Genomic DNA, 26,418 nt, shown 5'->3' with positions numbered 1-26,418 from the left:
GCCCCCCCGCCCCCCGCCCGCGCTGTTGCGGGATCGAAAACGCGCCTCAGTGCGGGTCCGGAGGCGCGTTTTCGCACTTCGACGCGGCCCGGAAGCTCACACGCTTGACTTTTGGATCCAGTATCCATTCAATGGAGACAGAGAGGCGAGGAGGCCGACATGCATATCGGATACGCCGCGATGCTCGAGCAGGTCGAGCCGACCGCCGCGATCGAGAACTGCGTCCTCGCCGAGGCGCACGGGTTCCGCGGGATCATGGCGACCGACCACTTCCAGCCCTGGTTGCCTCGCCATCGCAACGCCGCGCACGTGTGGACGATGCTCGGTGCGATCGGCGCCCACACCACCGGCGACCTCGGTCCCGGTGTCACGACCCCCGGTTTCCGCACGCACCCCGCGGTCGTCGCGCAGGCCGCAGCGACCCTTGCCGCGCTCTACCCCGGTCGTGCCTGGATCGGCGTCGGTTCGGGGGAGGCGCTGAACGAGCACATCGTCGGTGGCTACTGGCCGGAGCCCGCCGAGCGGATCGACCGCATGTTCGAGGCCGTCGACCTGATCCGCAAGCTCTTCACCGCCTCCCTCGCCGGGCGGGACGCGCGCCATCGGGGTGAGCACTTCCGGATGGAGACCACTCGGCTGTGGACGATGCCGCCCACCGCGCCGCCGGTCTACATCGCCACCGCGGGGCCCGCCACTGCACGTCGTGCCGGCCGCAATGCCGATGGGCTGATCACGACTTCCGCCGAGGTCGAACGTCTCGACCCCCTGCTCGTGCGGTTCGCAGAGGGTGCACGGGAGGCGGGCCACGATCCCGACGGTCTCCCGAAGGTGCTCCAGCTCCGCCTCTCCTGGGCGCCGACCGAGGAGCAGGCGCTCGCGAACGCGCTGTCGGAGTGGCCGATCGCGGGTCTCCGGATGCGCCGGGGCGACGTGCGCTCGCCGTATGACTTCGAACAGCTGGTGCGCGGGGTGACGGCGGAGGATCTGCGCGCGTCGATGCTGATCTCCGCGGACCCCGACGTGCATCGGGCGCAGATCCAGCGCTATGCCGACCTCGGTTTCACGCGCATCTACCTGCACAACGTCGGCCCCGACCAGAGGTCGTTCCTCGAGGTGTTCGGTCGAGACGTCCTTCCGAAGGTGCACGCATGAGCGCCCCCGCGATCACCGTCTTCGCCCTCACCGACATGGGCGAGGTGCAGCCCGGTGACGACCTCGTGGCCTTGATCCTCGACACCGGCGTCGAGCTCGCGCACGGCGACATCCTCGTGGTCACCTCCAAGATCGTGTCCAAGGCCGAGGGCCGCTACGTGCAGGCCGCCGACCGCGAGGAGGCGATCACCGCCGAGACCGTGCGCCTCGTCGCCTCCCGCACCGCCGACGGCCACACCATGCGCATCGTCGAGAACCGCCTGGGGATGGTCGCCGCGGCTGCCGGTGTCGATGCCAGCAACACTCCCGGCGGATGGGTACTGCTGCTCCCCGAAGACCCCGACCGTTCGGCGCGGACGCTCGCTGCGGGCCTGCGTGCGGCCACGGGGGCGGAGGTGGGGGTGATCCTGAGCGACACCCTCGGGCGTCCCTGGCGAGAGGGACAGACCGACGTCGCGATCGGTGGCGGAGGCGTGCGGATGATCGCTGACCTCCGCGGCACGACCGATCAGGCGGGCAAGGTGCTCAGTGTCACGACCCCGTGCCTCGCCGACGAGCTGGCTGCGGCTTCCGACCTCGTCAAGGGCAAGGCGAGCGGCAACCCGGTCGCCGTGGTGCGCGGACGCCCCGATCTCGTCGGTCCCCTCACCCTGCCCGGTGCGTCGAGCATCGTGCGCCCCTCGGAGCGCGACCTCTTCTGGCTGGGCACCGCCGAAGCACTCGACCAGGGGTACCGCGACGGCTATGCCGCCGCCTTGGCCGCCGTCCACGCACACGAACCGCACGAACACGAACCGCACGAACACGAACAGAAGGATGCGACATGACACTGACTCTCGGATACAAGGCCAGCGCGGAGCAGTTCGACCCCCGTGAACTCGTCGAGATCTCGGTGGCGGCGGAGGCGCACGGCATGCAGTCCGTGTTCGCCAGCGACCACTTCCAGCCCTGGAGACACACCGGCGGGCACGCCCCGTTCTCCCTGACCTGGATGGCGGCGGTCGGCGAGCGCACGTCGAGCATCCGCATCGGCACCTCGGTGCTGACTCCGACCTTCCGCTACAACCCGGCCGTGCTCGCGCAGGCGTTCGCGAGCCTGGGCTGCCTGTACCAGGACCGGATCATCCTCGGGGTCGGCTCCGGTGAGGCGCTGAACGAGATCGCGACGGGCTTCCGCGGCGCGGGGGAGCAGGAGTGGCCCGAGTTCAAGGAGCGCTATGCGCGACTGCGGGAGTCGGTGCGCCTGATGCGGGCGCTCTGGTCCGGGGACCGGGTGAACTTCGACGGCGAGTACTACTCGACGCACGACGCCTCGATCTACGACCGGCCCGAGGGCGGTATCCCGATCTACATCGCCGCGGGCGGGCCGATGGTCGCGCGCTACGCCGGGCGCGCGGGCGACGGCTTCATCTGCACCTCGGGCAAGGGACGCGAGCTCTACGTGGACCAGCTGCTCCCGGCGGTGGCGGAGGGGCTCGAGCAGGCCGAGCGCTCGAGCGACACGTATGACCGGATGATCGAGATCAAGCTGTCCTATGAGGAGACGCGCGACGCGGCACTGGAGAACACCCGCTTCTGGTCGCCGCTGTCGCTCTCGAAGGAGCAGAAGCACGACATCACCGATCCGGTCGAGATGGAGAAGGCCGCCGACGCGCTGCCGTTGGAGACGATCGCGAAGCGCTGGATCGTCGGGAACGACCCGGATGCGGTGGCCGCCGAGATCCAGCAGTACATCGACTGGGGCTTCAACCACCTGGTCTTCCATGCGCCGGGTCATGACCAGCGGCGTTTCCTGCAGCTCTTCGAGCGCGACATCGCGCCCCGACTGCGCGGCTGAGGACGCCGACATGCGCCGCGGTGGTGGTGTCGGGCCCTCGGTGCCGGGGGCACCCGTGCGTGAGTGGGTGGTCGTGATCCCGGTCAAGCGGGCCGAGATCGGGAAGTCGCGCCTGCGACTGCCGGGGGTCGAGCGCGAGCCGCTCGCTCGGGCGATAGCGCTGGACACCGTCGAGGCCGCCGCGGCCTGTGAGCGGGTCGCCGAGGTCATCGTCGTGACGAGCGACGAGATCACGGCGACCGCGCTCCGCGTGCTGCCCCGCGTGCGGGTCGTGCGGGACCGGGGAGAGGGGTTGGGCGCGGCGATCGCGCTCGGTGTGAGCGCGGCACCGGATGCTCGTCCGCGGGCCGTGATGCTCGGTGACCTCCCGGCGCTGCGCCCAGATGAACTGGCCAGGGCACTCGCCTTCGCGTCTTCGCATCCTCGGGCGTTCGTTCCGGATGCGGAGGGGACGGGCACCGTGCTCGCGACCGCACGGGCGGGCTTCGCGCTGCGCCCGTGTTTCGGCGATCGCTCGGCCGTCGCCCATCACGAGGCCGGCTTCGCGGAGGTCGGGTTCCCGGTGCTGAGCGGACTGAGGCGTGACCTCGATCATGCCGAGCACCTCCGTGCGGCGCGCCGCGCCGGTCTCGGGCCGCGGACCGCGGCGCTCGTGGATCGGCCCCTGATGCTGGCGTCATGACAGTCCCCGCGGTACCACGCGTCGTGGTCCTCGCCGGCGGTGTCGGCGGCTCGAAGTTCGTCGTCGGCGTGCGAGAGGCTGCGCGCCGACGCTGGCCCGACGGGGAAGGAGGCACCCGCGCCCGGATCACGGTGATCATCAACACCGGTGACGATCTGTGGCTCAGTGGCCTGCGCCTGCAGCCGGACGTCGACTCGATGATCTATGCCCTCGCCGGGGCGAACGATACCGGGCGGGGGTGGGGCCGAGCCGGAGAGAGCGAGCGAGTGGCGGCGGAACTGGGAGCCTGGGGGGCCGGCTGGCCGTGGTTCACGCTGGGGGATCTCGACCTCGGAGCGCATATCGCGCGCACGGGGTGGCTTCGTGACGGTGCGACGGTCACCGAGGTCGTGGGTCGCCTCGCCGGGCGCTGGCCGCTCGGTGTCCGGTTGCTCCCGATGACGGACTCCGAGGTCGACACGCACGTGACGACCGACCAGGGGCGCATGCACTTCCAGGAGTGGTGGACGCGGCATCGTGCGGGTCTCCCGGCGCAGGGCTTCGACTGGCCGGGCATCGAGCGGTCCGCGCCCGCGCCCGGAGTGCGGGAGGCTCTGGCGGAGGCGGACGCTGTGCTCTTCGCGCCCTCGAACCCCGTGGTCTCGCTCGGCCCGATCCTCGCCGTCCCCGGGATCGCCGAGGCTGTGCGTTCCTCTCCCGGAGCGGTCGTCGGGGTTTCTCCGATCATCGACGGCGCTCCGGTGCGGGGGATGGCCGACGCCTGTCTGGCCGCGGTCGGAATCCCCGCTGCCGCCGATGCGGTCGGGCGCCACTACGGTGCGCGGAGCTCCGGGGGGCTGCTCGATGCGTGGGTGATCGCCGAAGAGGATGCCGCGCTCGCCGGGGCGCTCGAAGCGGAGGGACTTGCCGCCCCGGTTCGTCCGCTCTGGATGCGCGACCGTGACACCGCCGCCGCGCTCGCCGGAACCGTGCTCGATCTGGTCGACGAGGCTTAGACGTTCGGCGAGAGATCTGGACGAAAGTCGCCAATATATCGGCGTAATGAGACGTGCCCTCGACCCGTCTCATCAGTGGGAGCAATGCTCGGCCGATCACGGTGCGAGCTCATCGGGCGGAGGGGCCTCATGAACGGACGAAACGGAGTGACTCAGCTCTTCGAGGAGCTGGAAGTCGAATGCGGCGCAAGTGTGGAGTGCATCACGGACCGGGTGTCGGTCCTGCAGGGGGTGGACATCGAGGTCGAGCTGCTGGGCGAGAGGGAGTGGGCGAGCATCGCGCCGTTCGTGCTCGTGAACGGTGATCGCGCGCGGATCCTCCTCCGGGAATCCGACCCGCGGTGGTACCGGCTGCACGTCGTGGTCCACCAACTGGCGCATCTGCTGTGCGGGCACACGCAGTGCGCGGCGCTGCCCATGTCGTTCGAGGGGTCGCCGGATCCGACGCCGGCCGACCGTCTCACCCACGAGCTCCTGCACCGGCAGGAAGCAGAGGCGGAAGAGATCTCCCGGCGGTTGAGCGCGTTCGTCCTCGCTGCGGACTCCGCGCCGTCGCGCGCCCTGCTCGTCTAGTCCAGGCGATCGTCACCGTCCCAGGACGGGAGCCGGCGCCTCGTCGAACACGATCAGGGGGCGATCGCTGTCCGGTCGGGAGAGGACCACGGCGTCCACGTTCCACACCCGGGCGATGAGCTCGCGGGTGAGGACCGCTTGTGGCGACCCGGCCGCCTGCACATGACCGTTCGCGACGACCACGATCCGATCGGCGAAGGCCGCCGCATGGTTCAGGTCGTGCAGTGCCGCGAAGACGGTCATCCCATCCCCGGCGAGTGAGCGCAGCAGCGTGAGGGCGTCGAGCTGGGCGCGGATGTCGAGATGGTTCGTCGGTTCGTCGCACAGCAGAAGTGCCGGACGCTGCGCCAGGGCCTTGGCGAGGTTCACGCGCTGGCGCTCGCCGCCGGAGAGGGTCGCCGCATCGCGGTCGGCGAACGCGAGGGCACCGGCACGGCGCAGTGCCGTCTCCGTGGCCGCGGCGTCCGTCGCCTCGCTCTCGAACGACAGCCAGCCCCGGTGCGGAAGAAGCCCGAGGCCGACGATGTCGCGTCCCGTCATTCCCTCGGCCGCCGACCACTCCTGCTCCACCAGGGCCACCCGCTGCGCGCGCTCCCGGCGCGTCATCGTCAGGAGCGGGTCGCCGTGCAGGCGGACCGACTCGACCTCGCCGCGCAGCGTGCCGGCGATCAGCCGCAACAGCGTGCTCTTGCCCGAACCGTTCGGGCCGAGCAGAGCGGTCACCGCCCCGCCCGGTGCGGTGAGATGCATCCCGTCGAGGATGAGCCGATCGCCGCGACGGAAGCGGATGCGCCGGGCGTCGAGCCCGTCTCGGTGATCGGTCATGTCCAGTTCCTCCGCATCCGCAGTATCAGCAGCGCGAACACCGGTCCGCCGATGAGCGCGGTCACGATCCCGACCGGGAGCTCGCGCGGTTCGAACACGGTGCGGGCGATGGTGTCGGCCCAGATGAGGAACACCGCCCCGGCGAGGAACGAGACCGGCAGCAGCGCGCGATGCCGGGCGCCGACGACCGCGCGCACCGCGTGCGGGAGGATCAGCCCGACGAATCCGATCGAGCCGCTGACCGCGACCAGCGCACCGGTCAACAGGGCCGTGCAGAGGAAGAGGAGCACCCGCATCCGGGTGACCGGCACGCCCAGGGCTTCGGCGGCGGTGTCCCCGAGCGCGAGGCTGTCGAGCGGACGGGCCGACGCCAGCAGGGGGATGGCGCAGACGAGCACGGCGACACCGGCCAAGGTCGCATCCGCCCAGTCTGCGCCGCCGAGGGAGCCGAGCAGCCAGCTGAGGATCTCGCGGTAGCTGTCGTTCGTCGCACTCCAGAAGATCACCAGGCTGGTCAATGCGGCGAGCACGGCCGACACCGCGAGACCTGCGAGCACGACGGCGGTCGGTCCCGCGGAGCCGGCGGCGCGGGCGAGGCCGAGCGTCAGCACGAGAGCGAGCACCGCGCCGGCGAAGGCCGCGAACGGCAGCGCCACCGCGGCGCCCAGGACGATCACGATCACCGCGCCCGTGGACGCGCCCGACGACAGCCCGAGCAGATACGGATCGGCGAGCGGGTTGCGGGTGAGTGCCTGCATCACGGCACCGCAGAGGGCCAGACCACCGCCGACGGCGGCCGCCGTGAGCACGCGGGGCACGCGTCCCTCCCAGATGATCGCGTCGCGGATCGGGGTGAGGCCGCTGGCCGCCCCGGTCAGGTGCGACCACACGCTCGCCAGGAGCTCCCCGGGGGTGATGTCGGCCGGTCCGATCGCGACGGCCGCGATCACGGTGGCGGCGAGGGCGGGCAGCAGCACGGCGACGGCAGAGACCGCGCGCCGCCGTCTCGGGTGGGCGGTCGATGCCGCCGCGACCGGGACCGCCGCCCGCAACGGGACAGTGACGCTCACTGTTCTCCGAGCTGGGTCGCGATCGACTCCACGGCGTCGACGTTGCGGATACCCGCCTCGGTGGCGGGGAAGTCGACGATCACGAACCGCTGGTTCTGCACGGCGTCGAGCTCGGATGTGACCGGGTTCGACGTGAGCAGCGCGATCTTGGACTCCGCGGTGTTCCACGCGGCATCCACCAGCACGATCACGTCGGGGTCGGCCTCGGCGATCAGCTCCCAGGAGCTCGACGTCCAGGTGTCGTGCACGTCGGCGAACACGTTGTCGAGGCCGGCCGCCGACATGATCATCTGCGGTGCCCCGATGCCCGCACCGACGAAGGGCTGGTCCGTGCCTGAGGAGTACCAGAGCGCCGTGAGTCCGCGGTCGTCCGGGGCGATCGCGTCGAGGGCGGCGCGCTGCTCCGCGATCAGCGCGGACGCGGCATCCTGTTCGCCGAGCAGTTCGCCGGCCTCGGCGAAACCGTCGAAGACGGCGTCGAAGGTGAGCGGGTCGGGCATGTAGCCCGGCGCCTTGCAGGCGGCGGGCGCGACGTAGGTGGTGATGCCGAGCTTCTGCAGGTCGGCGCGCTCGCCGGCACCGTCGACCGAGAAGTTCGACTCCCACCCGGCGAACACCAGGTCGGGCTCGAGCTCGAGCACGGCCTCCTTCGACGGCACCTTGTCGGAGACGACGTCGATGCCCTCCGCGCTCGCTGCGAGATCGTCCGGCAGGGGTCCGTCGGAGAAGGCGGAGCCGATGATGCGGTCGCCGGCACCGAGCGCCAGGGCGAGCTCGAGTGTCGAGGACTTGATGGTGAGGATCCGCTGCGGGGCGGCCTCCACCGACACCTCGGTGCCGCAGTTGTCGAGGACGAGGGGTTTCGGATCGGCGGCAGCGGCGGGGGCTGCGGGAGCGCCATTGCATCCGCTCAATCCGGCGGCGACGAGGAGGGCGAGGAGCGGGGTGGCGGCGAGGGCGCGGGTGGTGGCAGGCATGGTTCTCCGGAAGACGAGGAAGGGAAGGGCGCAAGCGAGAGCACGTTCGCAGTCCAAGTCGGGACCACCGGCGTCGGCCAATCGGGTCGACGCGATGCGGTCATGCTAGCGCGGATTCTGGATCCAAATCAATACTGGATTCTGGATCCAAAATGAGTGATGATGGGAATCGCCCCACCGCAGCGGCGCAGATCGCCGATCGCGACGCCGCGTTCAGCCGAGAGGAACCCATGCAGACCACACCCGTCTCGTACTTCAGCGAGGGTCAGCGCATCTCCGCCGTGTGGCGCACCCCCGATCACGCGGGCCCCTACCGTGCGCTCGTGCAGGGGCCGGGCTGGCTCGGGCTCAAAGATGCCAAGCTCTACGTCCGCTATCACGAAGCCCTCATCCAGGCGGGTTTCGCCGTGCTCGTGATCGACTACCGCGGTTTCGGTGACTCCGAGGGCGACCGCGGCTACCTGTCCCCGGCCTGGCAGCTCGAGGACCTCGTGAACGCCGTGACCTACCTCACCACGCGCGAGGACGTGATCGCCGACGCGATCGGGGTGTTCGGAACGGGCGGGACGGGAGGCGGCAACGCCGTGCTCCTGGCCGACGCCGACCCGCGCATCAAGGCCGCTGTGAGCCAGGTGCCCGTCGCCGACGGTGAGGACTGGCTGCACCGCATGCGCAGCGAGTATGAATGGCTCGACTTCCAGAAGTCCCTCGCCGAAGACCGCCGTCTGCGCGTCACCGAGGGGAAGGGGCGGATCGTGCACCCCCGCGAGGAGATCATGATCCCCACGGCCGAGCGTCGCGCCACGAAGATCAAGGCCGACGTCGACGACCGCATCCCGACCGCCGTCCCGCTTGCGTGCGCCGAGGGCATCCTCGCCTACCGGCCCATCGACGCGGCGTCCCGCCTGACCACGCCGCTGCTCGTGATCGGCGTCGAAGGCGATGCGACCACGCCGACCGACCACGCCGAAGCGCTGTACGAGGCTGCCCGTGGCCCGAAGCAGCTCATCATGCAGCGGCACACCACCCACTACGCCGCCTACGACGCCTACTGGGAGCAGACCACTCCGGTGATCGTCGAGTGGTTCGACCGGTACGTGCGGCCGGCGCATCTCATCCACCGGTCGTCGCCGTCGCCCGCGATCGGCGAATCCATCACCACAGAATCCGTCAGCAAAGAGGAGGTCGCGCGATGAGCGTGGATCTGAAGATCACCGGTGGCACCGTCGTCACCCCCGCAGGGCCGGTGCAGGCCGACCTGCTCGTCGCCGACGGCAAGGTCGCCGGCATCGTCGCGGGAGGCACCGAGATCCCGGCCGCGCGCACGATCGATGCCGCGGGAAAGCTCGTGCTCCCCGGAATGGTCGACGTGCATGTGCACACCCGCGAACCCGGTTACGAGCACAAGGACGACATCTACACGACGAGCCTGCAGGCTGCGGCCGGCGGCGTCACCACGATGTTCGGGATGCCGAACCTCAAGCCGCCGACGACCGACGTCGCGACGCTGACCGACGTGTTCCGCCGGTACGAGGAATCATCGATCGTCGACTGGAACCACAACCCCGCGCCGACGAAGTTCGACGAGATCGCCGGCATGAGCGAGATGGGGATCCGGGCGTACAAGATCTACATGGTCGTCGACACCGGCCGCGACTATCCGCACCCCTCCGGTACCGGCATCCACAACCACGGGCACCTGCTCGAGATCATGGATCACATCGCCCAGACCGGCAAGCGCTTCATCGTGCACCCGCACGACCAGGCGCTCATGGACTACATCGAGGGCGCCTATCTCGCCCGTGGTGAGAACACCCCGGAGGGTTACGCCTCGGCCTACGCGGCTCGCGAGGGCGTGATCTGGGACACCGCGATCGACGTCGTGCTGCGTCTCGCCGAGGCCTCCGGCTGCCCCGTGCACATCGCGCACATCCAGACCCGACGCTCGATCGAGGCCGTGCGCCGTGCCAAGCAGAACGGCATCGACGTCACCTGCGAGGTCAACCACTGGGCACCGTTCCTGTCGACGTGGAATGACGTCGAGACACTCGGACCGTACGCGCTCAGCTACTGGGTGCCCGACGACAACCGCGCCGCCGTCTGGGAGGGCATGCGTGACGGGACGATCGACATCGCCGCGAGCGACCACGCCCCGCACACCCGCGAGGAGAAGGACGTCGGGTGGACCAAGATGTGGAGTTCGCACACCGGCACACCCGGCATCCAGTACTACTACGAGCTCATGCTCGACGCCGTGAACAAGGGTGAGCTCGACCTGCAGCGCGCGATCGACATGGTCGCCCACATCCCCGCCGCCAAGTTCGGCCTGGAAGGGGTCAAGGGCTCTCTCACCATCGGGGCGGACGCCGACATGGTGATCGCCGACCTCTCCGAGGAGTGGACCATCACCAACGACGGCGTGCTGTCGAAGATCGGCTGGACCCCGTATGACGGACGCACCATCAGTGCCCGCATCCAGCGCACCCTCGTGCGCGGCGTCGACGTCTACGTCGGCGACGAGGTCACCGGCGACCGCACATTCGGAAAGCTCGCCGCATCGGCGGAAGACAGGGCGGCGTTCGCCGCGGAAGGGAACTGACATGAAATTCGGACTGCTGCTGCCGCACTTCGGCGAGGAGGCGAGCAAGGAGAAGCTCCTGGAGGGGTCGAAGCTCGCCGAGAGCTACGGATTCGACTCCGTCTGGGTGCGCGACCACCTGGTCTTCGAACCGCACGGGGAGATGGAGAAGCCGAACCGCACGTTCTACGACGCGCTGACCACCCTCACCGCCATCGGTGCCGTCACCGAGAAGATCGAGCTCGGCACCGGATCGCTGATCCCGTTCCGTCACCCGCTGGTCACGGCGCTCATGGCGGGGACGATGACGCAGCTGCTCGGCCCGCGCCTGATCCTCGGCTTCGGCGCCGGAACCTTCGACCACGAGTTCGAGGCGATCGGCTGGGGCGACCTGGACCGCGTCGAGATGGTGCGTTCGAACGCCGAGATCCTGCGCCGGGTGTTCACCGAGAACGACGTCACCTACGACGACGGCATCTTCTCGTTCGAGAACGTCACCATCGAGCCGAAGCCCGTGGGAGGACGCATCCCGTTCTGGTACTGCGGCGCCACCCCGCGCTCGGCCCGTCTCGCGGCGGAGTTCGCCGACGGATGGATGCCCGGACGCACCGGACTCCTCACGATGGAGAAGCGCATCCAGACCATGCGCGAGATGACGGACGAGAACGGCCGACCGATGCCGACCGTCGCCGTCATCCCGCCGACCTCGATCGAGGACACGCGCGAGGAGGCCTTGAAGCACGTGAACATCCCGGGGCTTCTCGCCTGGGCCAACAAGGCCAAGTTCGCGGTGAAGCCGCCGTCCGGCAGCTTCGAAACCGTCGAAGACCTCGAGGGCCAGCTCATCGTGGGTGACCCCGACCAGGCCGTCGAGCAGATCCGGCGGTTCGAGGAGGTCGGCACCGAGCACCTCGTGTTCGACTTCCGGTTCAAGTTCGATCGGTTCTTCGAGCAGATCGAACTCCTCGGCACCGAGGTGCTTCCTAAGCTGCGATAAGCCGCGCACCGACGCGCGGCGATGAGACGAGAGGTCGACGATGACTGACGTGAACCACACCGTACGGGACTCGGCGGATCCGCTGATCTCGGTCACCGGGCTCTCGGTGAGCTATGACGTCGCGCGGACGGGAAAGAAGCTGATCGCCATAGAGAACGTCGACCTCGACGTGTTCGAAGGCGAGTTCATCACCGTGCTCGGCCCGTCGGGGTGCGGCAAGACGACTTTCATGAACGTCATCGCCGGCCTCGTCGCGCCGAGCACCGGATCGGTGCTCGTCGACGGGCAACAGGTCGACGGGCCGGGGCCGGACAGGGCCGTCGTGTTCCAGGACTACGCGCTCCTGCCCTGGCGCTCCGTGTTCGACAACGTGAAGTTCGGGCTCGAGATGCAGAAGGGCCTGCGCACAGCCGACTGGCGGGCGAAGGTGCAGGAGGCCATCGACATGGTCGGGCTCAAGGGGTTCGAGTCCTCGTATCCCCGAGAGCTCTCCGGCGGCATGCAGCAGCGTGTCGGCCTCGCCCGCGCATTCGTCGCCGAGCCGCGCATCCTGCTGATGGATGAGCCGCTCGGCGCCGTCGATGCCCTGACCCGCGAGGTGATGCGCGACGAGATCGAGAAGCTCATCGAGGCGACGGGCAAGACCGTCCTCTTCATCACGCACTCGATCGAGGAGGCGATCCTCCTGGGCGACCGCATCGTCGTCTTCAAGAGCCATCCGGGGGCGATCAAGGAGATCATCACGACCGACATCCCACGCCCGCGGTCGGAGCGCTCGGTGCAGCACGACCCGCGTTTCCTCGAACTCCGCGACCACCTCTGGGAGGCGCTGGAAGGGGAGGCGACGGCGGCGGCGGTGTCGAAATGACCGCGCTCCTGGCCACCGGTCCGAATCTCGGCAGGGGTGGTGCCGCCGCCTGGCTCGCCGGCCTGAGCGCGAGGGGCAAGGCCGCCGTCATCGCGGTCGAGGTCGTGATCCTCCTCGCGCTGTGGCAACTGGTGGTGGGCGTGCTCGGGTGGATCAGCCCGGTCTTCCTCCCTCCGCCCCTGGCCATCGCACAGGGGTTCGGTGAGATCGTGACCAACGGGTCTCTCGCCGCCAACGCCGGTGTCTCGGCACAGGCGTGGCTGACCGGTTTCGCGCTCGCCGTGGTCGTCGGCATCCCGGTCGGACTCCTCATGGGCACCTCGCTCCCGGTCGATCGGGTGATCGGACCGATCGCCTGGACCATCTACGCCACACCGTCGATCGCGTATCAGCCGCTCGCGAAGGCCTGGTTCGGTTTCGGGATCGGCCCGGTGATCTTCCTCGTGACGATCAGTGCGATCTTCCCGATCCTGCTCAACGTCGCCGCCGGCATGCGCACGACGAACCCCTCGATCATCCGCGCCGCACGCGTGTACGGCGCAGGGCGGATGCGGCTGTACCGCTCGGTGTACCTGCCGTCGACGATCCCGTTCCTGTTCGCGGGCCTCCGGCAGGCGGTGGTGCTCGCCACGATCGGCATGGTCGTGGCCGAACTCGCCGGCTCGTCGAGCGGTATGGGCGCGCTCATCATCCGCGCCTCGAACACGTATCAGACCGATCAGGCGTTCGCGGCGATCGCGGTCGTCGTGCTGTGGAGCGTGGGGATGACGCAGGTGGTCACGGCCATCGAACGCGGCGTCGCACCGTGGACGAGGAAGGGCAAGCGATGAGCGTGGTCTCGGCAACCGGTACGGTCCGAATCGTGCGGCCGCGGCGCGTGGTGCGCTCCGGGGAGGGCAGGTGGACGCTGCTCCTGATCGGCGTGATCGCCGCGGTGCTTCTCGTCTGGGAGGCGGTGGTCAGCTGGTTCCAGTGGATACCCGCCGCGTTCCTGCCGGCCCCCAGTGCGATCGCCGTCGCGTTCGGTCAGCTCATGGTCGACCCGGAGTTCTGGTCGGCGTTCGTGTTCAGCGTTACGAACCTCCTGATCGGCCTCGCCATCGCGATCGTCGTCGGCGTGGTCGTGGGGCTCGCGGTCGGCTGGTCGCCGGTGCTGCGCTTCATGGTCGCGCCGTTCCTGTGGGTGCTGTACTCGACCCCCAAGGTCGCGTTGGCCCCGCTGTTCATCCTCGGGCTCGGGCTGGGCAGCGAGTCGAAGATCGCCCTCGTGATCCTGCTCGCTGTCTTCCCGATCCTGCTGAACACGATGGAGGGCGCGGTCACCGTGAACCCATCGCTCGTCAACGCGGCACGGGTGTACGGCGCCAAGGGGATCGGACTCGGCTGGAAGGTGATCTTCCCCGCCACGCTTCCCTACAGCCTCTCCGGGATCCAGCGCGGTGCTGCGCTCGGCTTCACGGGAGAGGTGCTCGGTGAGTTCCTCGGCGGGACCGGCGGTCTCGGTCACCTGCTGGAGTTCGCCGCCTATCAGTTCCGGATGGACGAGGCGATCGCGATGGTCGTGGTGATGGTCATCATCGCGAACCTCACGCTGCTGCTCATCTCGGTTCTCCGCCGTCGTCTCGCTCCCTGGTACGACGAGCGCAAGATCGTCGGCTGATCCGCCACTTCGACTCCCGGTCCCCGTCTCATGCGCGACGGGGACCGGGCCTGTGTGGCGCCGGTAGCTCCCGCCGTCGCGGCGGTGTTCCGGTCGGGTGGCATTTCGATCAGGAGAATATCGGTGCACTCTTCCTCGCCTTGCCGCCGAGTGCCATGCTTGGCGCAGTGAGTCCAGGAGGGTTCGGCGATGACGAGTGTGAAAGCCCGCGTGCGGCGTTGGTGTGCGGTCGTTGCCGCCGTCTCCCTGGCGTGTGGAGCGATCGTCTTCGGTTCGCAAGTCGCCTCTGCGGCTCCGACACCGCAGAGCTGCTCTTACGCGCAACCAGGGTCCGCCACCTACGCGAACACGCTCTGCTGGTTCGACATGTCGGGCTTCAGCGCCGCCGCTGCGACCAGTCCGGCCGGCCAGGAGATGCAGGTGGAGCTTTCGAGTGGCTACGTCCTGACCTACACACTTCGCCTGGCCGGCCGTAGTGTCACGACGGCCGCGATCCCCACCTACTCTGCGGCATCGCTGGGAACCACCGTGTACACGGGCGTCGCGGGACGCCCTGCGCTCTACCAGACTGCGACCTCGCCTTTCGTCACGACACTGACGATGGAGTCCATAAGTCTTTCGGATCCCAACGGCAGTCCGGTCACTGCGTTCTCCATCGTCGGCGCGGACGCCGAATCCACCGACTCCGGCGAACGAATCGTGTGGACCTCCGACCAGCCTCTCGATCTCATCGCACCTGCTGGCAATGCCTGCGACGCCGGGCTCACGGGGGTAGGAACGACGACGGTCAGCTGCGCCAGCTCGACCAATCAGACGCGCACGGGCGGCGTCATCGTCGCGGCAGAAACCCCCGAAACGCTTTCGCAAGAGATGACGACAGACGCCGCAGCGCGCCGCCAAGCCGTCGCCTTCGGCGTGCTGATCTCGAAGGTCGAGCTCACGAAGACCGTCGCGAGTCGCGTCGACGCTACGGACTCGTTTGACTTGTCGATCGCCAACGACGACGACCTCGCCCTGGGCTCCGCGTCCACGGGAACCGGGGTCACCGCAACGACCGGAGAGGTGGAGACGATCGGTGCGCTGAGCACCTCGCCGTTCACGCTCTCGGAGTCATCCTCCCGGAACGCCCTCGGCGACTACACGCAGGCGTGGAGCTGCACGAGAAACGGCACGACCGATCCGTCACTGCCGTCCGGCGCGGCCGGTTCGTCTGCGACCGTCACTCTCGGCATCGGCGATTTCGTTCGTTGCTCGATCACGAACGCGGCACTCCCCAGCGCTCTGACTCTGCAGAAGGTTGCCGGAGCCGTGACCGACGTGAACGGCAACGGTCTCCGTGACGCCGGCGACACCATCCCATTCACTTTCCTCGTCACGAACACTGGTCAGCTCACCCTGGAGAACATCGTCGTCGACGATCCTCTCGTCGGCACGGTGACATGCCCCCAACCCGCCCTTGCCGCTGGTGAGTCACTGACTTGCAGTGCCGACGCGGTGTACACCTTCACAGAGGACGATGAGGCGAATGGGGCGTTCACCAATACCGCGACCGCACAGGGCAGCCCCGTCGATTCGACAACGGTGATCACGTCGAACACCTCCGCCACCACGACCACGCTCACCGTGCCGGCGCCCGCCTTGGCGCTTCTGAAGAGCGCGACGCCGTCCCAGATCTCTGTTCCGGGGGAAACGATCGCGTACAGCTACACCGTGAGCAACACGGGCAACGTCCCGGTCAGTGACCTCGCAATCGTGGAGACAGCGTTCACCGGCGCCGGCACCCCGCCCGTGCCGGTGTGCGCGGTGACGTCGCTCGCGCCCGGCACGAACACCACCTGCACGGCGAGTTACACGGCGACCCAGGCGGACATCGACAACGGAGGCGTCTCCAACACCGCTCAGGCAGACGCTGACGCTGCGGGCGACCCGGTTGCTTCGGCGGAATCGACAGCCGTCGTCACCGCTGACACCAGCCCCGCTCTGAGCGTCGTGAAGTCGGTCACGCCGAGCGACGCCGCCTCCTACGTCGTCGGACAGGAGCTCACCTACACGTTCGTCGCGACGAACACCGGGAATGTGACACTGACCGGTGTCACCGTCGAGGACACCGCGTTCAGCGGCGCGGGCGGACCTCTCGTTCCTCAGTGTCCCGCAAGTGCTCCTGTACCGCCCGGAGGTCAGGTCACCTGTACGGCCACTTACACGCTGCAGCAGGCGGACATCGATGCGGGGCAGATCAGCAACACCGCCACCGCCACCGGCACACCTCCGAGCGGCCCTCCCGTGCCGTCAGAACCTTCGACTGTGATAGTTCCTGCCGACCAGGAACCCGCCATCACCCTGGTGAAGACAGCGGATCCCACGACGATCGCCCTCGCCGGAGACACGATCACCTATTCCTTCCTGGTCACGAACACCGGAAACGTCACCCTGAACGACGTGATCGTCGACGAAACCGCGTTCAGCGGAACAGGGGCGCCCCCCGTGGTGACCTGTGCCGACACGCTCGAGGTGCTCCTACCTGGCGCCTCCGGCACCTGCACCGCGACCTACACGCTGACGCAGGCGGACGCGGACACGACCGAGGTGACGAACACCGCGACCGCGACAGGGACGCCCCCTCCGGCGAGCGGGGATCCGGTGACGAGCGCGCCGTCCACTGCACAGGTCGAGGTCACTCAGAATCCTGCGCTGCGCTTGGTCAAGACCGCTAACCCGCTACAAGTCAGCACTGCGGCAGATACCGTCACCTACTCATTCCAGGTGACGAACGTCGGCGATGTCACCCTGACCGATGTGTCCATCAACGACACCGAGTTCTCCGGAGCAGGGCAAGCTCTCGCCATCGACTGCCCGGCAGCTGCGGCTTCGCTCGCACCGAATGAAACTGTCACCTGCACCGCCTCGTACGACGTCGTCCAAGCCGATGTCGACGCCGGCTCGCTCACCAACACAGCCACCGCAGAAGCGACACCGCCGGGCGGCGGTACGACGACCTCACCGGAGTCGGCGACCACCGTCCCGATCACCCCCGCGCCGGGCGTGAGCCTGATCAAGACCGTGTCTGCTCCGACCATCAGCGTGGCAGGCGAAGTCCTGACCTACTCCTTCGTCGTCACCAACACAGGGAACGTCACGCTCACCGGAACCGACATCATCGAAACTCGGTTCACTGGTTTCGGGGTGATCCTCGATCCCGTCTGCCCGCCGGACGTGACCTCGCTGGCTCCTGGAGAAGCGGTCACCTGCACTGCCACGTACACGGTCACCCAGCAAGACATCGACGCCGGGATCATCGAGAACACAGCGACCGTCACCGCTGCTCCGCCGGACGGTCCGCCCCTCACTTCTCCGCCGTCGACGATCAATGTCACTGCTCCCGCGGCGCCCACTCTCTCGGTGCAGAAGGCCGCCTCTCCGACCACCGTCACAGCAGCCGGGCAGCTCGTGACGTACAGCCACCTGGTCACCAACACCGGCAACGTCACGCTCACCGACATCGGCATCGTTGAATCAAACTTCTCTGGATCGGGGCCGACCCCTGTGGTGACTTGTCCAGGTGAGGCAGCCTCGTTGGCTCCCGCCGAGACCGTCGTCTGCACCGCCAGCTACACGGTCACGCAAGAAGATATCGACACGGGATCAGTGACGAACACCGCAACCGCACACGGCAACCCGCCCGGGGGTGGGACGCCGGTGACGTCACCGCCGTCGTCGTCGAGCTTCGGGGCGATCACCAGCCCGCTGCTCACGATCGTGAAGACTGCGAACCCGGAGACCGTCACTGCGGCCGGGCAGACCATCACCTACAGCTTCGTCGTCACGAACAACGGCAACGTCACCATGACCAACGTCGTCGTCGAAGAGCAGACGTTCACCGGGACCGGCGCACCGCCGCAGATCACCTGCCCCGCAGGCGAGATCGCTCTTGCCCCCACCGACACTCTCACGTGCACGGCCACGTACACGGTCACGCAGGAAGACGTGGATGCGGGAGTCCTGGACAATACGGCGATCGTCCGCGGTGCGACCACCAGCGATCCCGACACGCTCCTCGATTTCGACCCGTCGTCCTCGAACGTGGAGGCGCCGGCGGGGCCGCAACTCGCGCTCGTGAAGTCCGCATCGCCCATCGATCCTGAGGCCTTCGTCGCAGGAGCCGAGATCACATATCGGTTCGTCGTGACCAACACCGGGAACGTCACGCTCGCCGACGTCACGATCAACGAGCTCGATTTCACCGGCACCGGCATCGCTCCTGTGCCGGTATGCCCCGGTGACGCCGCCAGCGTCGCGCCCGCCGCGACGGTCACCTGTACCGCTACCTACGTCGTCACCCAGGAGGATATCGACGCCGGTGGCATCACGAACACGGCAACGAGTTCCGCCACGACCCCCGGTGGTGCCCCGATCGACAGCCCACCGTCCACGGTGCAGCTCCCACAGGAACCCGCACCCGCCATGTCGCTCGTGAAAGCGGCTACTCTCGCCGGCACCACTGTGGACTACACGTTCGCGGTGACCAACACGGGCAACGTCACGCTCCGAGACATCGTCATCACCGAGACGGAATTCACCGGAACGGGCGCGCGCCCCATGCCGGTCTGTCCGCAACCCGCGCTCCTGCCAGGGGAGTCGATGACGTGCTCAGCGAGGTACACCCTCACAGCCGAGGACCGCACGGGAACGACCCTGAAGAACACCGCCGTGGCGACCTCCACCACGCTAGCCGGGACCGTTACCTCGAACCCGTCCACAGCGTCACTGGCTATCGGCGGACTCGCCATCACCGGAGGGGACACCGGACCAGTCTGGCTCGCGGGTGGACTGCTCGTTGCGGGCGTTCTCGTGCTGCTGCTCTCCCGGCGACGTCGGCACCGCGTCCGAGGTGCCACTTCTCGATGAGCTCGAGGGCGTCGCCCTGGCCCATGAAGAGGCCCCACCGCCATGTACAACGGTGGGGCCTCTTCGTATGACGGGCCCAACGCAGCTCCCGTCGCAATATGTCACGCCAAACAGTGAGTTCGGGTGCGCTTTTGCGACGGGAACGGTGTCTCGGTCACGGGTAGGACGGCGTTGCCTCCGCGTTCTCGGGGAACTCGCCGGGCGCGGGCGCGGTCATGAAGTCGGCGCCCCCTTGAGCGTGGCGCGCAGGAACCGGACCAGGGTGTTCGGATTGGCCACGTTGTGTTCGCAAAGTAGGCCCGTCGGTGTACGACAAGGGGGTGGGTGGTCTCCGAAGAGTCCACCCACCCCCTATCGCGGTGAGGGTCGTTACCCGGCCGTGGGCATGCCGCTCCTGCGGCGGCGCACGAACAGGAGGACCGCACCCGCAAGCACCATGCCGGCCGCCAGGGTGATCAGCACAGCGCTGACTGTCTGTCCGGTCTGCGCGAGCGCAACGGCCGGACCATCGACACGGTCGGTGTCGGTGGTCTTGCAATCGCCCTCATCGAAGCAACCCTGGTCGGTGGTGACCGTGGCATTGTTCACGACGGTGTCACCGTCTACCGCGCTGCTCACGACCTTCACGGAAACCTTGACAACCTTCTCGCTGTTTCCGGCGAGGTCACCAATGTTCCACGTGACCGTCCGGGTCGCGCTGTCATACGCTCCCCCGTCAGACGCGGCAAGGAAGGTGGCGTTCGCCGGGAGCATGTCGGCGACGATGACGCCGGTGGCGCCCCACTGGGCAAGGTTGGTGACCGTGACGTCGTAGTCGAGCTGCTCACCCGGGGCGACGACGGTCTTGTGGTCGTCCTTCACGATCTTCACGTTGGGCGTGTGATCGATGTCCGTGGTCTCACAGTCGTTCTCGTCTACGCAACCCTGATCGGTGTCGACCGTTGCCGTGTTGGCGATCGTGTCGCCCGCGGGGGTCTCGGAGTGCACTACGGCAGTGATCTGGACCGTTCGCGAATCGCCCGCGGCGAGTTCACCAATGTTCCACGACACGATGTGCGTCTCTGCGTCGTAGGTGCCACCGCCGCTTGCGCCGACGAAGGTCAGCTGCGCAGGCAACTCGTCCGTCACGACGACGCCGGTGGCATCGGTGACCTCGGAGTGGTTGCGCACCGTCAGGTCGTAGGTGAGTTCCTCACCCAGGCCGACGACGTTCTTGTGGTCGTCCTTCTCGATCGACACCCGCGGCGGGGTGCGGTCGATGTCGGTCGTCTCGCAGTCCTCGTCGCAGGGCCCTGCGACGGTGGCGACGTTGACGATCTCCGTGTCCGGAGCGATGTTGGCGCTCACGGCGGCGGTGACGGTGACGCTGACGGTCTCACCCGCGGGGAGAGTTCCGAGGTCCCAGGTCACTGTCCGCGTGTCGGCATCGTACGATCCACCCGGGGAAGCGGAGATGAACTCCAGCTCTGCAGGCAGCTCATCGGTGACGATCACGTTCTCGGCCGCGGCCCCGCTCGCGTTGTTGCTCACGGTGATCGTGTACGTGCTCTCCTCGCCCGGGCGCACGACGGTCTTGCCGTCGTCCTTCACGATGCTCACCTGAGCGAGCACGAGACCGGCATCGAGATCGAGGTTGACGTTGGCGCCGTCTCCGTTGCGGATCGGATCCGACACGACCACCGTGTGCGTGGGCATGTTGAACGCCGTCGCGTCGGAGTCGGTCTTGTCGTCGCCACTCGCCGACGGGACCGTCAGGTCGTACTTGGCGGGGGCGTCGACGAATGCCACGCTCCATTCGCCGAGCGGAACCGTGAACCGGTACTCACCGTTCTCGTCCGTGACGGTGCGGATCGGCTCGCCGTCGGCATCGAGAACGGGATTGCCGTCCGCGTCGCGAAGTTCGACGGTGATGCCCTCGATACCCTTTTCATCAGCGTCCTGGACGCCGTCGCGGTTGGCGTCGAGCCACACGCGGTCGCCGATCTGACCGGCCGCGCGGCGCACTGACACGGCGGGAGCTTCGGCCGCGGGAAGCGACTGCACGTCTCCGTCCGACGTCGCGCGGTAGGTGTGCCATGCGACGTTGTTGTTGGCGACCGCTGCCGGATCGGTGAATGCGAGGTCTTCCGCGCCGGTGAGACGAGGGGCATGCATCTGGAACTCAACGAATGTCGGGTCCGCCGAGGGGGTGACCTCGGGAATCACGATGCGCAGCGCGGTGACGTCGGCGGGGTCGGACGGGACGCTGCCTGTCCAGTCGTCGTCGCATCCGGCCGGCAGAGGTTGGCCGGACAGCCCGTGGAAGAGTTCCGGACGGCACGGGTTCGTGCTCATAGAGAACTCGACGGACGCTCCGGACGGAAGCGACGTCACCGATGCGAATCGCGGAGCCCATTCGGTGCCACGCGCGGAGCCTGCCAGCGACTCACCGATTGCCGTGTCGCCGAGGTGAGGAAGCACGTCGTAGACAACGAGGTCTCGCAACGGGAGGGTGTTCGGGTTGGTGATCTTCAGCCGGTAATCGACCTGGGAGTCAGCTCCGTCGAAGGTCGCGCCCGTGAGGCCGTCCGTCGTCCAGTCGGCGTCGAAAGCCCCCTTGACCTGCTTCTCGATCGTCGCGCCAGAACTGGGCAGCACGGTCCAGCCGACGGTGGACTGCCCGACGGCTTCGGTGGTGTCACCGTCGCCATCGAGGTCCCATGTGTCGACGGGAGTGTTCGTGCCGGGGGCAACGAGATCCGTGTCGCGGTCGAAGAGTACGGCGAGCTGCGATTCGTTGCCCGTGTGGGAGCCGACGGAAGCGCCGAGCGTCACCTGGGTGCTGAAGGTGACAGTCGGTGCCGGGTCTCCGTTGTTGAGCTCGGTGCCGGCGGGCCACGACCACGTCAGCTTGGTGCGCTCGACACCGTCGATGGTGACGGTGTCGATGTCCAACGTCGGCTCACCGACGAGGTTCACGTTCGCCCACGTGGCCGAATCTTCGACGTACTCGAGACCTGCGGGAAGTACGTCGACGAGCATCGGGCGCATCGGGATGTTGGCGTTCGGCCCGTTCGAGATCGCTACCTGCCAACGGGTCGTGCTGCCCGGCTTCAGCGCGGAGACGGAGTCCAACGCGCGCTTGGTGACCTGCGGGTCAGACTGCGTGCGATAGAAGTTTGCTTGCGCACCGTAGGGGGTGAGCCCGCCGACGGTCGACGGAAGCGCGTCGCCAGGTGCGTACTCTTCACCCGAGTACATCGGCACGTAGGTGTTCGTCATCGTGAGCAGCCCAGATTCCGCGAAGGCCTTCGTGCTGGTTCCTGCGAGGTCGACCCAGTCGCCGACGCCGCCCCCCTGCGGGATGTCTTTCATCGCAACGCGGACGTCAGTGACGATCTCGCCTTCAGGGAGGTCGAACGACTGGTCGAACGGGTTGCCGCCGGTAGGTTTGGCGTACATGTACACGCCCATCGCCCGCGTGGGGTTCCAGCCCGTGGGGGCGTTCCACGTGTGGGTGCGAGCCGTGCTGCCGTCCCACGTCGCGACCTGGACCGACGCGACATGCTTTGCGCGGTCGACGTTCTTCAGCTCGATCTGGGCCGTGCGGAATGCCGGAGTGTGGCACTGATCGGACGGCACGGCAAGGGTGCCGGGGAATCCGGTCACCGGAGTTCCGGCGGGTGACTCTGCAACACCGTCGACGATGCACGGGATGCGGTCACTGGCGACAGCGGTGCGCAGCCGATTGTAGTCGGCGACTCCGCCGACTGCGTTGTCTGCCCAGCCCAGGACCATGTTCCAGCCCCACCGGGTTGTGGTGTTCGTGTTCGCGATCGTGTTGCCGGTCTTGCCCTTGGTCGTGATGAAGACGATGTTCGAGCCTCCCGTCAGAGGCGGCCCGTAGAAGTTGTGGGTCTGTGAGCCGTCCGCTTCGAGGCCCGTGCCGTCGATGGCCGTCGCCGTGGCGTGCACGCGGTTGACGATCTGATTCGCTGCCTGCGGGTCGGCCGCGGCCGGGACGAATGCATCCGCGGGGTAGATCACCGTCGCCTCGAACGTCTCGGTCGGGCCGTTGCAACTGTTGCGGTCGGGTTCCGGCACAGACCAGGTGATGGTCTCTGCTGCAGGGTCATACAGTCCTCCGCCCGTGGCCGACACGAACGTCGCACCCTTGGGCAGCGTGTCGACGATCACGAGATCGTCGTAGTCCAGAGCGCCCATCTGCGGAATCACCGGAGCGCAGGCGTAGATGCGGTATGTCACTTCTTCATCAGCGATGACCTCGGCCTCGTTCCCGGGCGTGATCGTCTGCTTGGTGACCTGGAGCGCAGCTTTTGCGTCGGTGATGATCGGAGCGGGGCTCGCTGCGGACGCGGACTGCTGACCCGCGGCACCGCTTCCATCGGTGTAGTCGACCTCGACGGCGCCGGGGTACTCCGTTCCGGGAAGCGTCGTGTAGTTCGGCACGGTCCAGGAGACGGTGACTTCACCTGTGGTACCAGGCTTCAGGTCGGTGAGCTGAATCGTGAGTGGGTCCGCTCCGCTGTTTCCGACGAGATCGGCGTTGCCGCGAACGCTCGGCTCACCCGTTGCGGGAACGGCGACGCCATTCGGGTCGGTGCCGACCGGCCGGGGCATCCTCAGCACCGGAGCGACGCAGTCCCCGGCGGTGATGTTGGAGCACTCGTAGGTGATCCGGTAGGTCAGTTGCCCTCCGGACTGCACGGACTCGGTAATGGGCGCGATTCCCACGGTCATCTTCGGAGTCGCGGCGGAGGCAGGAGCGGCAGCGGCGCTGATGAGTAGCGCGGCGACGACACCACTCGCTGTCGCAAGCTTCCCCCAACGACGCCGAGTGGCGCCGGGATCTATTGCTATGGTCATTCTTGGCTGACTTTCTAGTCGTTGTTCGGGCGCGCCGAATGGCACGCCGAAGTTGCCCCGTTCCCGGGGTACGCCAGCCGCCGCAGAAGATCTGTCGGGTGAGCGGTGAGCGCGAGAACGGCCCGCGCTGTTCCCCCGATAGTGCACAGGCCGCTTACAAGTAGAAGGCAGCGACTCTCACCCGGGGAGACGATCGTCCGGCATCTCAGTAGCGCAACCGGCGCGATTCGGTGCGGCCCCTCCGGTGCCCCGTAGTGATCGGGCGCGCCCTACGCATGTCCCGAGCTCGGCGGGGCGGGCGAACTTGAGGAAGCCGAACGTGGCCCGATGCTACCGGCCAGAATCCCAGCGGTGGCGACCCTGAGATCGATCGATCAGCGGGTCTCCCCTTTGAACGTAGACCTCGCTCCGGCTCAATGTATGGTTCGCCGGTTCCGGAACGTTGCGATGGCCGCGCGAAGACGACCTGACTCCGTATCGAGGTAGCTCTTCCTGAGAGCTCGGCGAGCACGCATGAACAGCATCGCCTCTGCAGTTGCCGTCATGCCGAGAGCGGTGGCCGACTCGCGGTTCGATCGACCCTCGAGGACTCTCGCCCGCAGCACCTGGCGATATCGTCCAGGGAGCGCGTCGAACGCCGCGGCAAGGTCGGTGTCGATGTCGTGGCCATCGTCGGCGTGATCCGGGATGTGGTCGACCACGACGCGTTCGATGTCGTCGAGCGTGCGCACCCGGGCCCGGTGGCGGAAGAGGGTCATCGCGCCGTTGCGGACGGCGGAGCGAAGGTAGAGCGAGAATGCCTCGGTGGGTCCTCCGCCCTTGCGGATGGCGGCGAATACGCGGGCGAATGCTTCGCTGGCGATTTCTTCTGCGTCGTGAGGATGGCCGGATCGTCGGGCGAGGCGTACTGCCATGGCGAAGTGTCGTTCGTACAGCGTCCCGCCGGCTGACGTGTCACCGGCGCGCAGTCGCTCGACGAGGTCGATGTCGGTGATGCCATCGGCGGCGATGCTCATGTGCACCATGATGATGCTTCCACGCCCGCCGGGCAATGGGCACCTGGCCCACGAAGGGGTCCCACCGCCATGCGCAACGGTGGGACCCCTTCGTGTGACGGGTGCCGAAAGCCGCTCCCGTCGCGATATGTCACGCCAAACAGCGAAGTAGCGTGCGTTTTCGCGACGGGAACAGCCTGTCGGTCACGGGTAGGGCAGTGTCGCCGGTCCTGCGTTGTCGAGGCCGAGGAGTTCCTGGGCCTTGAACAGGTACGCCAGCTGGGCCTCGTCGAAGTCGAGAGGCTCGAGCTTCTGTGTCTCGATGGTGGTGTCCCACGCATCGCCGTCGAAGTACAGGTTCGGGCAGGCGAGGTGTCCGTCGAGGATCCAGACGCTGTCCGACTCACGCAGCTCCGCGACGTCGAAGTCGTTGGCCTCGTAGATGTCCAGCGCCTCCTCCGCGTTCTCGGGGAACTCGCCGGGCGCGGGAGCCGTCATGAAGTCGGTGCCCTTGAGCGTGGCGCGCAGGAACCGGACCAGGGTGTTCGGATTCTCCTGCGCCCACTGGGTGCCGGCGATCTGCACGTCGTTGGCCCAGTTGCGCAGCGACTCGACGACGATGTTCGCACCGTGTTCCTCGAGGGCGGCGCGATCATCGGCGTAGAAGGGCTGCAGCGAGATCTTGTCGTTGACGAAGAACTCCGTCCACGATTCCGATCCGGGGCCGGGGTAGACGACCTCGGTGTTGACGGACGAGACATCCCAGCCCTCCTCCTTGAGCACCTGGGCTCGCTGGAACTCGGCCGGATCGCCGGGGGTGCCCGCCAGCACGATGGAGGTGCCGTCGAGGTCCTCGACGCTCTCGACGTCGGACTGCACCGCGAAGTCGAAGTTCTGCCGGCAGTAGTGCCCGGAGACCAGGTCGATCTCGACGCCGCCGCGGATGGCGTCGATCACGGTGCCGGTGGATTCGACGCCGATGTCGGCACTGCCACTGGCGACGGCGGCGGTGACGTTGTCGGCGGTGATGACCTCGACGGTGAGGCCCTCCTCCTCGTAGTAGCCGAGATCCGTCGCGAGGACGTACATCGAGTACATCGTGACGTCGGGGAAGGGGATCGCCACCGTGATGTCGGTGTCTTCGGCGGCTCCGGGTTCACCGTCGCCGAGCTCGACGGGTTCTTCCGGTGTCGGCGTCGGCGAGGCGCAGGCGGCGAGCAGCATCAGTGCTGCTGTGCCGCCGACCACGGCGAGGCCGAGTCTGTTTCGTGTCGTGCGCATGACTCTCCATTCGGGCAAGTGCGTGCGACTCCTCCGTGGAGTGGGGCGCCTCACGCGGATTTTGGGATACGGTATCCAATTTGGGTTCCGGTGTCCATCGTTTGCGGGATATCGTGCTCGAACAGGGTCTAGACGTCCGAGATGAAAATTGGATACA

At 67.8% G+C, this 26,418-nt stretch carries 19 protein-coding genes; 13 read left to right on the top strand and 6 right to left on the bottom strand.

From position 1 onward, the window contains the following. Positions 1-159 precede the first annotated feature (159 nt). From L978_RS17700 to L978_RS17675, 6 genes are all read left to right on the top strand, one after another. Positions 160-1,152 carry a TIGR03557 family F420-dependent LLM class oxidoreductase gene (locus L978_RS17700; protein WP_047524724.1) on the top strand — a complete coding sequence of 331 codons (993 nt, stop codon included), beginning with the start codon at positions 160-162 and terminating at the stop codon, positions 1,150-1,152. Further along, entirely contained in the window at positions 1,149-1,979 is an 831-nt protein-coding gene (gene cofE, locus L978_RS17695) for a coenzyme F420-0:L-glutamate ligase (protein ID WP_052193848.1), read from the top strand. The genes L978_RS17700 and cofE overlap by 4 nt, the downstream gene beginning before the upstream one ends. Next, positions 1,976-2,989, top strand: coding sequence for a glucose-6-phosphate dehydrogenase (coenzyme-F420) (fgd, locus tag L978_RS17690; RefSeq protein WP_047524719.1), 1,014 nt, complete (start codon positions 1,976-1,978; stop codon positions 2,987-2,989). Before cofE ends, fgd begins: the two co-directional genes overlap by 4 nt. A gap of 10 nt (positions 2,990-2,999) precedes the next feature. Further along, entirely contained in the window at positions 3,000-3,671 is a 672-nt protein-coding gene (gene cofC / locus L978_RS17685) for a 2-phospho-L-lactate guanylyltransferase (RefSeq protein ID WP_052193847.1), read from the top strand. After that, positions 3,668-4,666: a 2-phospho-L-lactate transferase gene (cofD, locus tag L978_RS17680; RefSeq protein WP_047524718.1), complete on the top strand. Its 999-nt coding sequence runs from the start codon at positions 3,668-3,670 to the stop codon at positions 4,664-4,666. Before cofC ends, cofD begins: the two co-directional genes overlap by 4 nt. A gap of 129 nt (positions 4,667-4,795) precedes the next feature. Continuing rightward, positions 4,796-5,239 carry a hypothetical protein gene (locus L978_RS17675; protein ID WP_047524716.1) on the top strand — a complete coding sequence of 148 codons (444 nt, stop codon included), beginning with the start codon at positions 4,796-4,798 and terminating at the stop codon, positions 5,237-5,239. A 12-nt stretch (positions 5,240-5,251) separates the two neighbouring features. Here the strand turns inward: L978_RS17675 and L978_RS17670 are convergent, their stop codons facing one another. Genes L978_RS17670 through L978_RS17660 form a run of 3 tightly spaced genes read right to left on the bottom strand, consistent with a single transcriptional unit; the run spans position 5,252 to position 8,111 of the window. Continuing rightward, positions 5,252-6,064, bottom strand: a complete 813-nt coding sequence (locus tag L978_RS17670) for an ABC transporter ATP-binding protein (protein WP_047524715.1) — start codon at positions 6,062-6,064, stop codon at positions 5,252-5,254. Continuing rightward, positions 6,061-7,134 (bottom strand): putative F420-0 ABC transporter permease subunit, encoded by a 1,074-nt coding sequence (locus tag L978_RS17665; protein WP_442921873.1) that lies wholly within the window; start codon positions 7,132-7,134, stop codon positions 6,061-6,063. Before L978_RS17665 ends, L978_RS17670 begins: the two co-directional genes overlap by 4 nt. Continuing rightward, positions 7,131-8,111 carry a putative F420-0 ABC transporter substrate-binding protein gene (locus tag L978_RS17660; RefSeq protein ID WP_047524713.1) on the bottom strand — a complete coding sequence of 327 codons (981 nt, stop codon included), beginning with the start codon at positions 8,109-8,111 and terminating at the stop codon, positions 7,131-7,133. Before L978_RS17660 ends, L978_RS17665 begins: the two co-directional genes overlap by 4 nt. Before the next feature lie 152 nt (positions 8,112-8,263). On the opposite strand from L978_RS17660, the gene L978_RS17655 reads away from it, so the two are divergent. The 7 genes from L978_RS17655 (at position 8,264) to L978_RS17625 (ending at position 19,119) form a co-directional block, all read left to right on the top strand. After that, complete coding sequence (locus tag L978_RS17655) at positions 8,264-9,307, top strand: alpha/beta hydrolase (RefSeq protein ID WP_197055687.1); 1,044 nt, start codon at positions 8,264-8,266, stop codon at positions 9,305-9,307. Then, positions 9,304-10,710, top strand: coding sequence for a dihydroorotase (locus tag L978_RS17650; protein WP_047524712.1), 1,407 nt, complete (start codon positions 9,304-9,306; stop codon positions 10,708-10,710). The genes L978_RS17655 and L978_RS17650 overlap by 4 nt, the downstream gene beginning before the upstream one ends. Position 10,711: 1 nt before the next feature. Further along, positions 10,712-11,686: an LLM class flavin-dependent oxidoreductase gene (locus L978_RS17645; protein WP_047524711.1), complete on the top strand. Its 975-nt coding sequence runs from the start codon at positions 10,712-10,714 to the stop codon at positions 11,684-11,686. A 40-nt stretch (positions 11,687-11,726) separates the two neighbouring features. Next, positions 11,727-12,554, top strand: a complete 828-nt coding sequence (locus L978_RS17640) for an ABC transporter ATP-binding protein (RefSeq protein WP_052193846.1) — start codon at positions 11,727-11,729, stop codon at positions 12,552-12,554. Continuing rightward, entirely contained in the window at positions 12,551-13,384 is an 834-nt protein-coding gene (locus L978_RS17635) for an ABC transporter permease (protein WP_047524709.1), read from the top strand. The genes L978_RS17640 and L978_RS17635 overlap by 4 nt, the downstream gene beginning before the upstream one ends. Positions 13,385-13,416: 32 nt before the next feature. Beyond that, positions 13,417-14,214 (top strand): ABC transporter permease, encoded by a 798-nt coding sequence (locus L978_RS17630; protein ID WP_197055686.1) that lies wholly within the window; start codon positions 13,417-13,419, stop codon positions 14,212-14,214. Between the two features lie 189 nt (positions 14,215-14,403). Further along, the gene (locus L978_RS17625; protein ID WP_081997115.1) at positions 14,404-19,119 is read left to right on the top strand and encodes a DUF7507 domain-containing protein; all 4,716 of its coding nucleotides are present in this window, start codon (positions 14,404-14,406) and stop codon (positions 19,117-19,119) included. Positions 19,120-19,488: 369 nt separating this feature from the next. Here the strand turns inward: L978_RS17625 and L978_RS17620 are convergent, their stop codons facing one another. The 3 genes from L978_RS17620 to L978_RS17610 all read right to left on the bottom strand — a co-directional run bounded on the left by L978_RS17620 (position 19,489) and on the right by L978_RS17610 (position 26,261). Then, positions 19,489-23,859: an isopeptide-forming domain-containing fimbrial protein gene (locus L978_RS17620; protein ID WP_047524705.1), complete on the bottom strand. Its 4,371-nt coding sequence runs from the start codon at positions 23,857-23,859 to the stop codon at positions 19,489-19,491. 539 nt (positions 23,860-24,398) lie between these two features. Next, positions 24,399-25,001 carry an RNA polymerase sigma factor gene (locus L978_RS17615; protein ID WP_197055685.1) on the bottom strand — a complete coding sequence of 201 codons (603 nt, stop codon included), beginning with the start codon at positions 24,999-25,001 and terminating at the stop codon, positions 24,399-24,401. A 183-nt stretch (positions 25,002-25,184) separates the two neighbouring features. Next, positions 25,185-26,261: an ABC transporter substrate-binding protein gene (locus tag L978_RS17610; RefSeq protein WP_047524703.1), complete on the bottom strand. Its 1,077-nt coding sequence runs from the start codon at positions 26,259-26,261 to the stop codon at positions 25,185-25,187. Positions 26,262-26,418: the final 157 nt, after the last annotated feature.

It is taken from the genome of Microbacterium sp. ZOR0019 (assembly GCF_000800925.1).
Lineage (GTDB): Bacteria > Actinomycetota > Actinomycetes > Actinomycetales > Microbacteriaceae > Microbacterium > Microbacterium aurugineum.
The sequence above is the reverse complement of the archived record's forward strand: the minus strand, read 5'-3'. Positions and strand labels throughout refer to the sequence as shown.

What these genes read in the sequence shown, in the direction of transcription:
- L978_RS17700 (WP_047524724.1), top strand. Translation starts at nt 160, where the DNA reads ATGCATATCGGATACGCCGCGATGCTCGAGCAGGTCGAGCCGACCGCC.
- cofE (WP_052193848.1), top strand. Translation starts at nt 1,149, where the DNA reads ATGAGCGCCCCCGCGATCACCGTCTTCGCCCTCACCGACATGGGCGAG.
- fgd (WP_047524719.1), top strand. Translation starts at nt 1,976, where the DNA reads ATGACACTGACTCTCGGATACAAGGCCAGCGCGGAGCAGTTCGACCCC.
- cofC (WP_052193847.1), top strand. Translation starts at nt 3,000, where the DNA reads ATGCGCCGCGGTGGTGGTGTCGGGCCCTCGGTGCCGGGGGCACCCGTG.
- cofD (WP_047524718.1), top strand. Translation starts at nt 3,668, where the DNA reads ATGACAGTCCCCGCGGTACCACGCGTCGTGGTCCTCGCCGGCGGTGTC.
- L978_RS17675 (WP_047524716.1), top strand. Translation starts at nt 4,796, where the DNA reads ATGAACGGACGAAACGGAGTGACTCAGCTCTTCGAGGAGCTGGAAGTC.
- L978_RS17670 (WP_047524715.1), bottom strand. Translation starts at nt 6,064, where the DNA reads ATGACCGATCACCGAGACGGGCTCGACGCCCGGCGCATCCGCTTCCGT.
- L978_RS17660 (WP_047524713.1), bottom strand. Translation starts at nt 8,111, where the DNA reads ATGCCTGCCACCACCCGCGCCCTCGCCGCCACCCCGCTCCTCGCCCTC.
- L978_RS17655 (WP_197055687.1), top strand. Translation starts at nt 8,264, where the DNA reads ATGAGTGATGATGGGAATCGCCCCACCGCAGCGGCGCAGATCGCCGAT.
- L978_RS17650 (WP_047524712.1), top strand. Translation starts at nt 9,304, where the DNA reads ATGAGCGTGGATCTGAAGATCACCGGTGGCACCGTCGTCACCCCCGCA.
- L978_RS17645 (WP_047524711.1), top strand. Translation starts at nt 10,712, where the DNA reads ATGAAATTCGGACTGCTGCTGCCGCACTTCGGCGAGGAGGCGAGCAAG.
- L978_RS17640 (WP_052193846.1), top strand. Translation starts at nt 11,727, where the DNA reads ATGACTGACGTGAACCACACCGTACGGGACTCGGCGGATCCGCTGATC.
- L978_RS17635 (WP_047524709.1), top strand. Translation starts at nt 12,551, where the DNA reads ATGACCGCGCTCCTGGCCACCGGTCCGAATCTCGGCAGGGGTGGTGCC.
- L978_RS17625 (WP_081997115.1), top strand. Translation starts at nt 14,404, where the DNA reads ATGACGAGTGTGAAAGCCCGCGTGCGGCGTTGGTGTGCGGTCGTTGCC.
- L978_RS17620 (WP_047524705.1), bottom strand. Translation starts at nt 23,859, where the DNA reads ATGACCGTGGGAATCGCGCCCATTACCGAGTCCGTGCAGTCCGGAGGG.
- L978_RS17615 (WP_197055685.1), bottom strand. Translation starts at nt 25,001, where the DNA reads ATGAGCATCGCCGCCGATGGCATCACCGACATCGACCTCGTCGAGCGA.
- L978_RS17610 (WP_047524703.1), bottom strand. Translation starts at nt 26,261, where the DNA reads ATGCGCACGACACGAAACAGACTCGGCCTCGCCGTGGTCGGCGGCACA.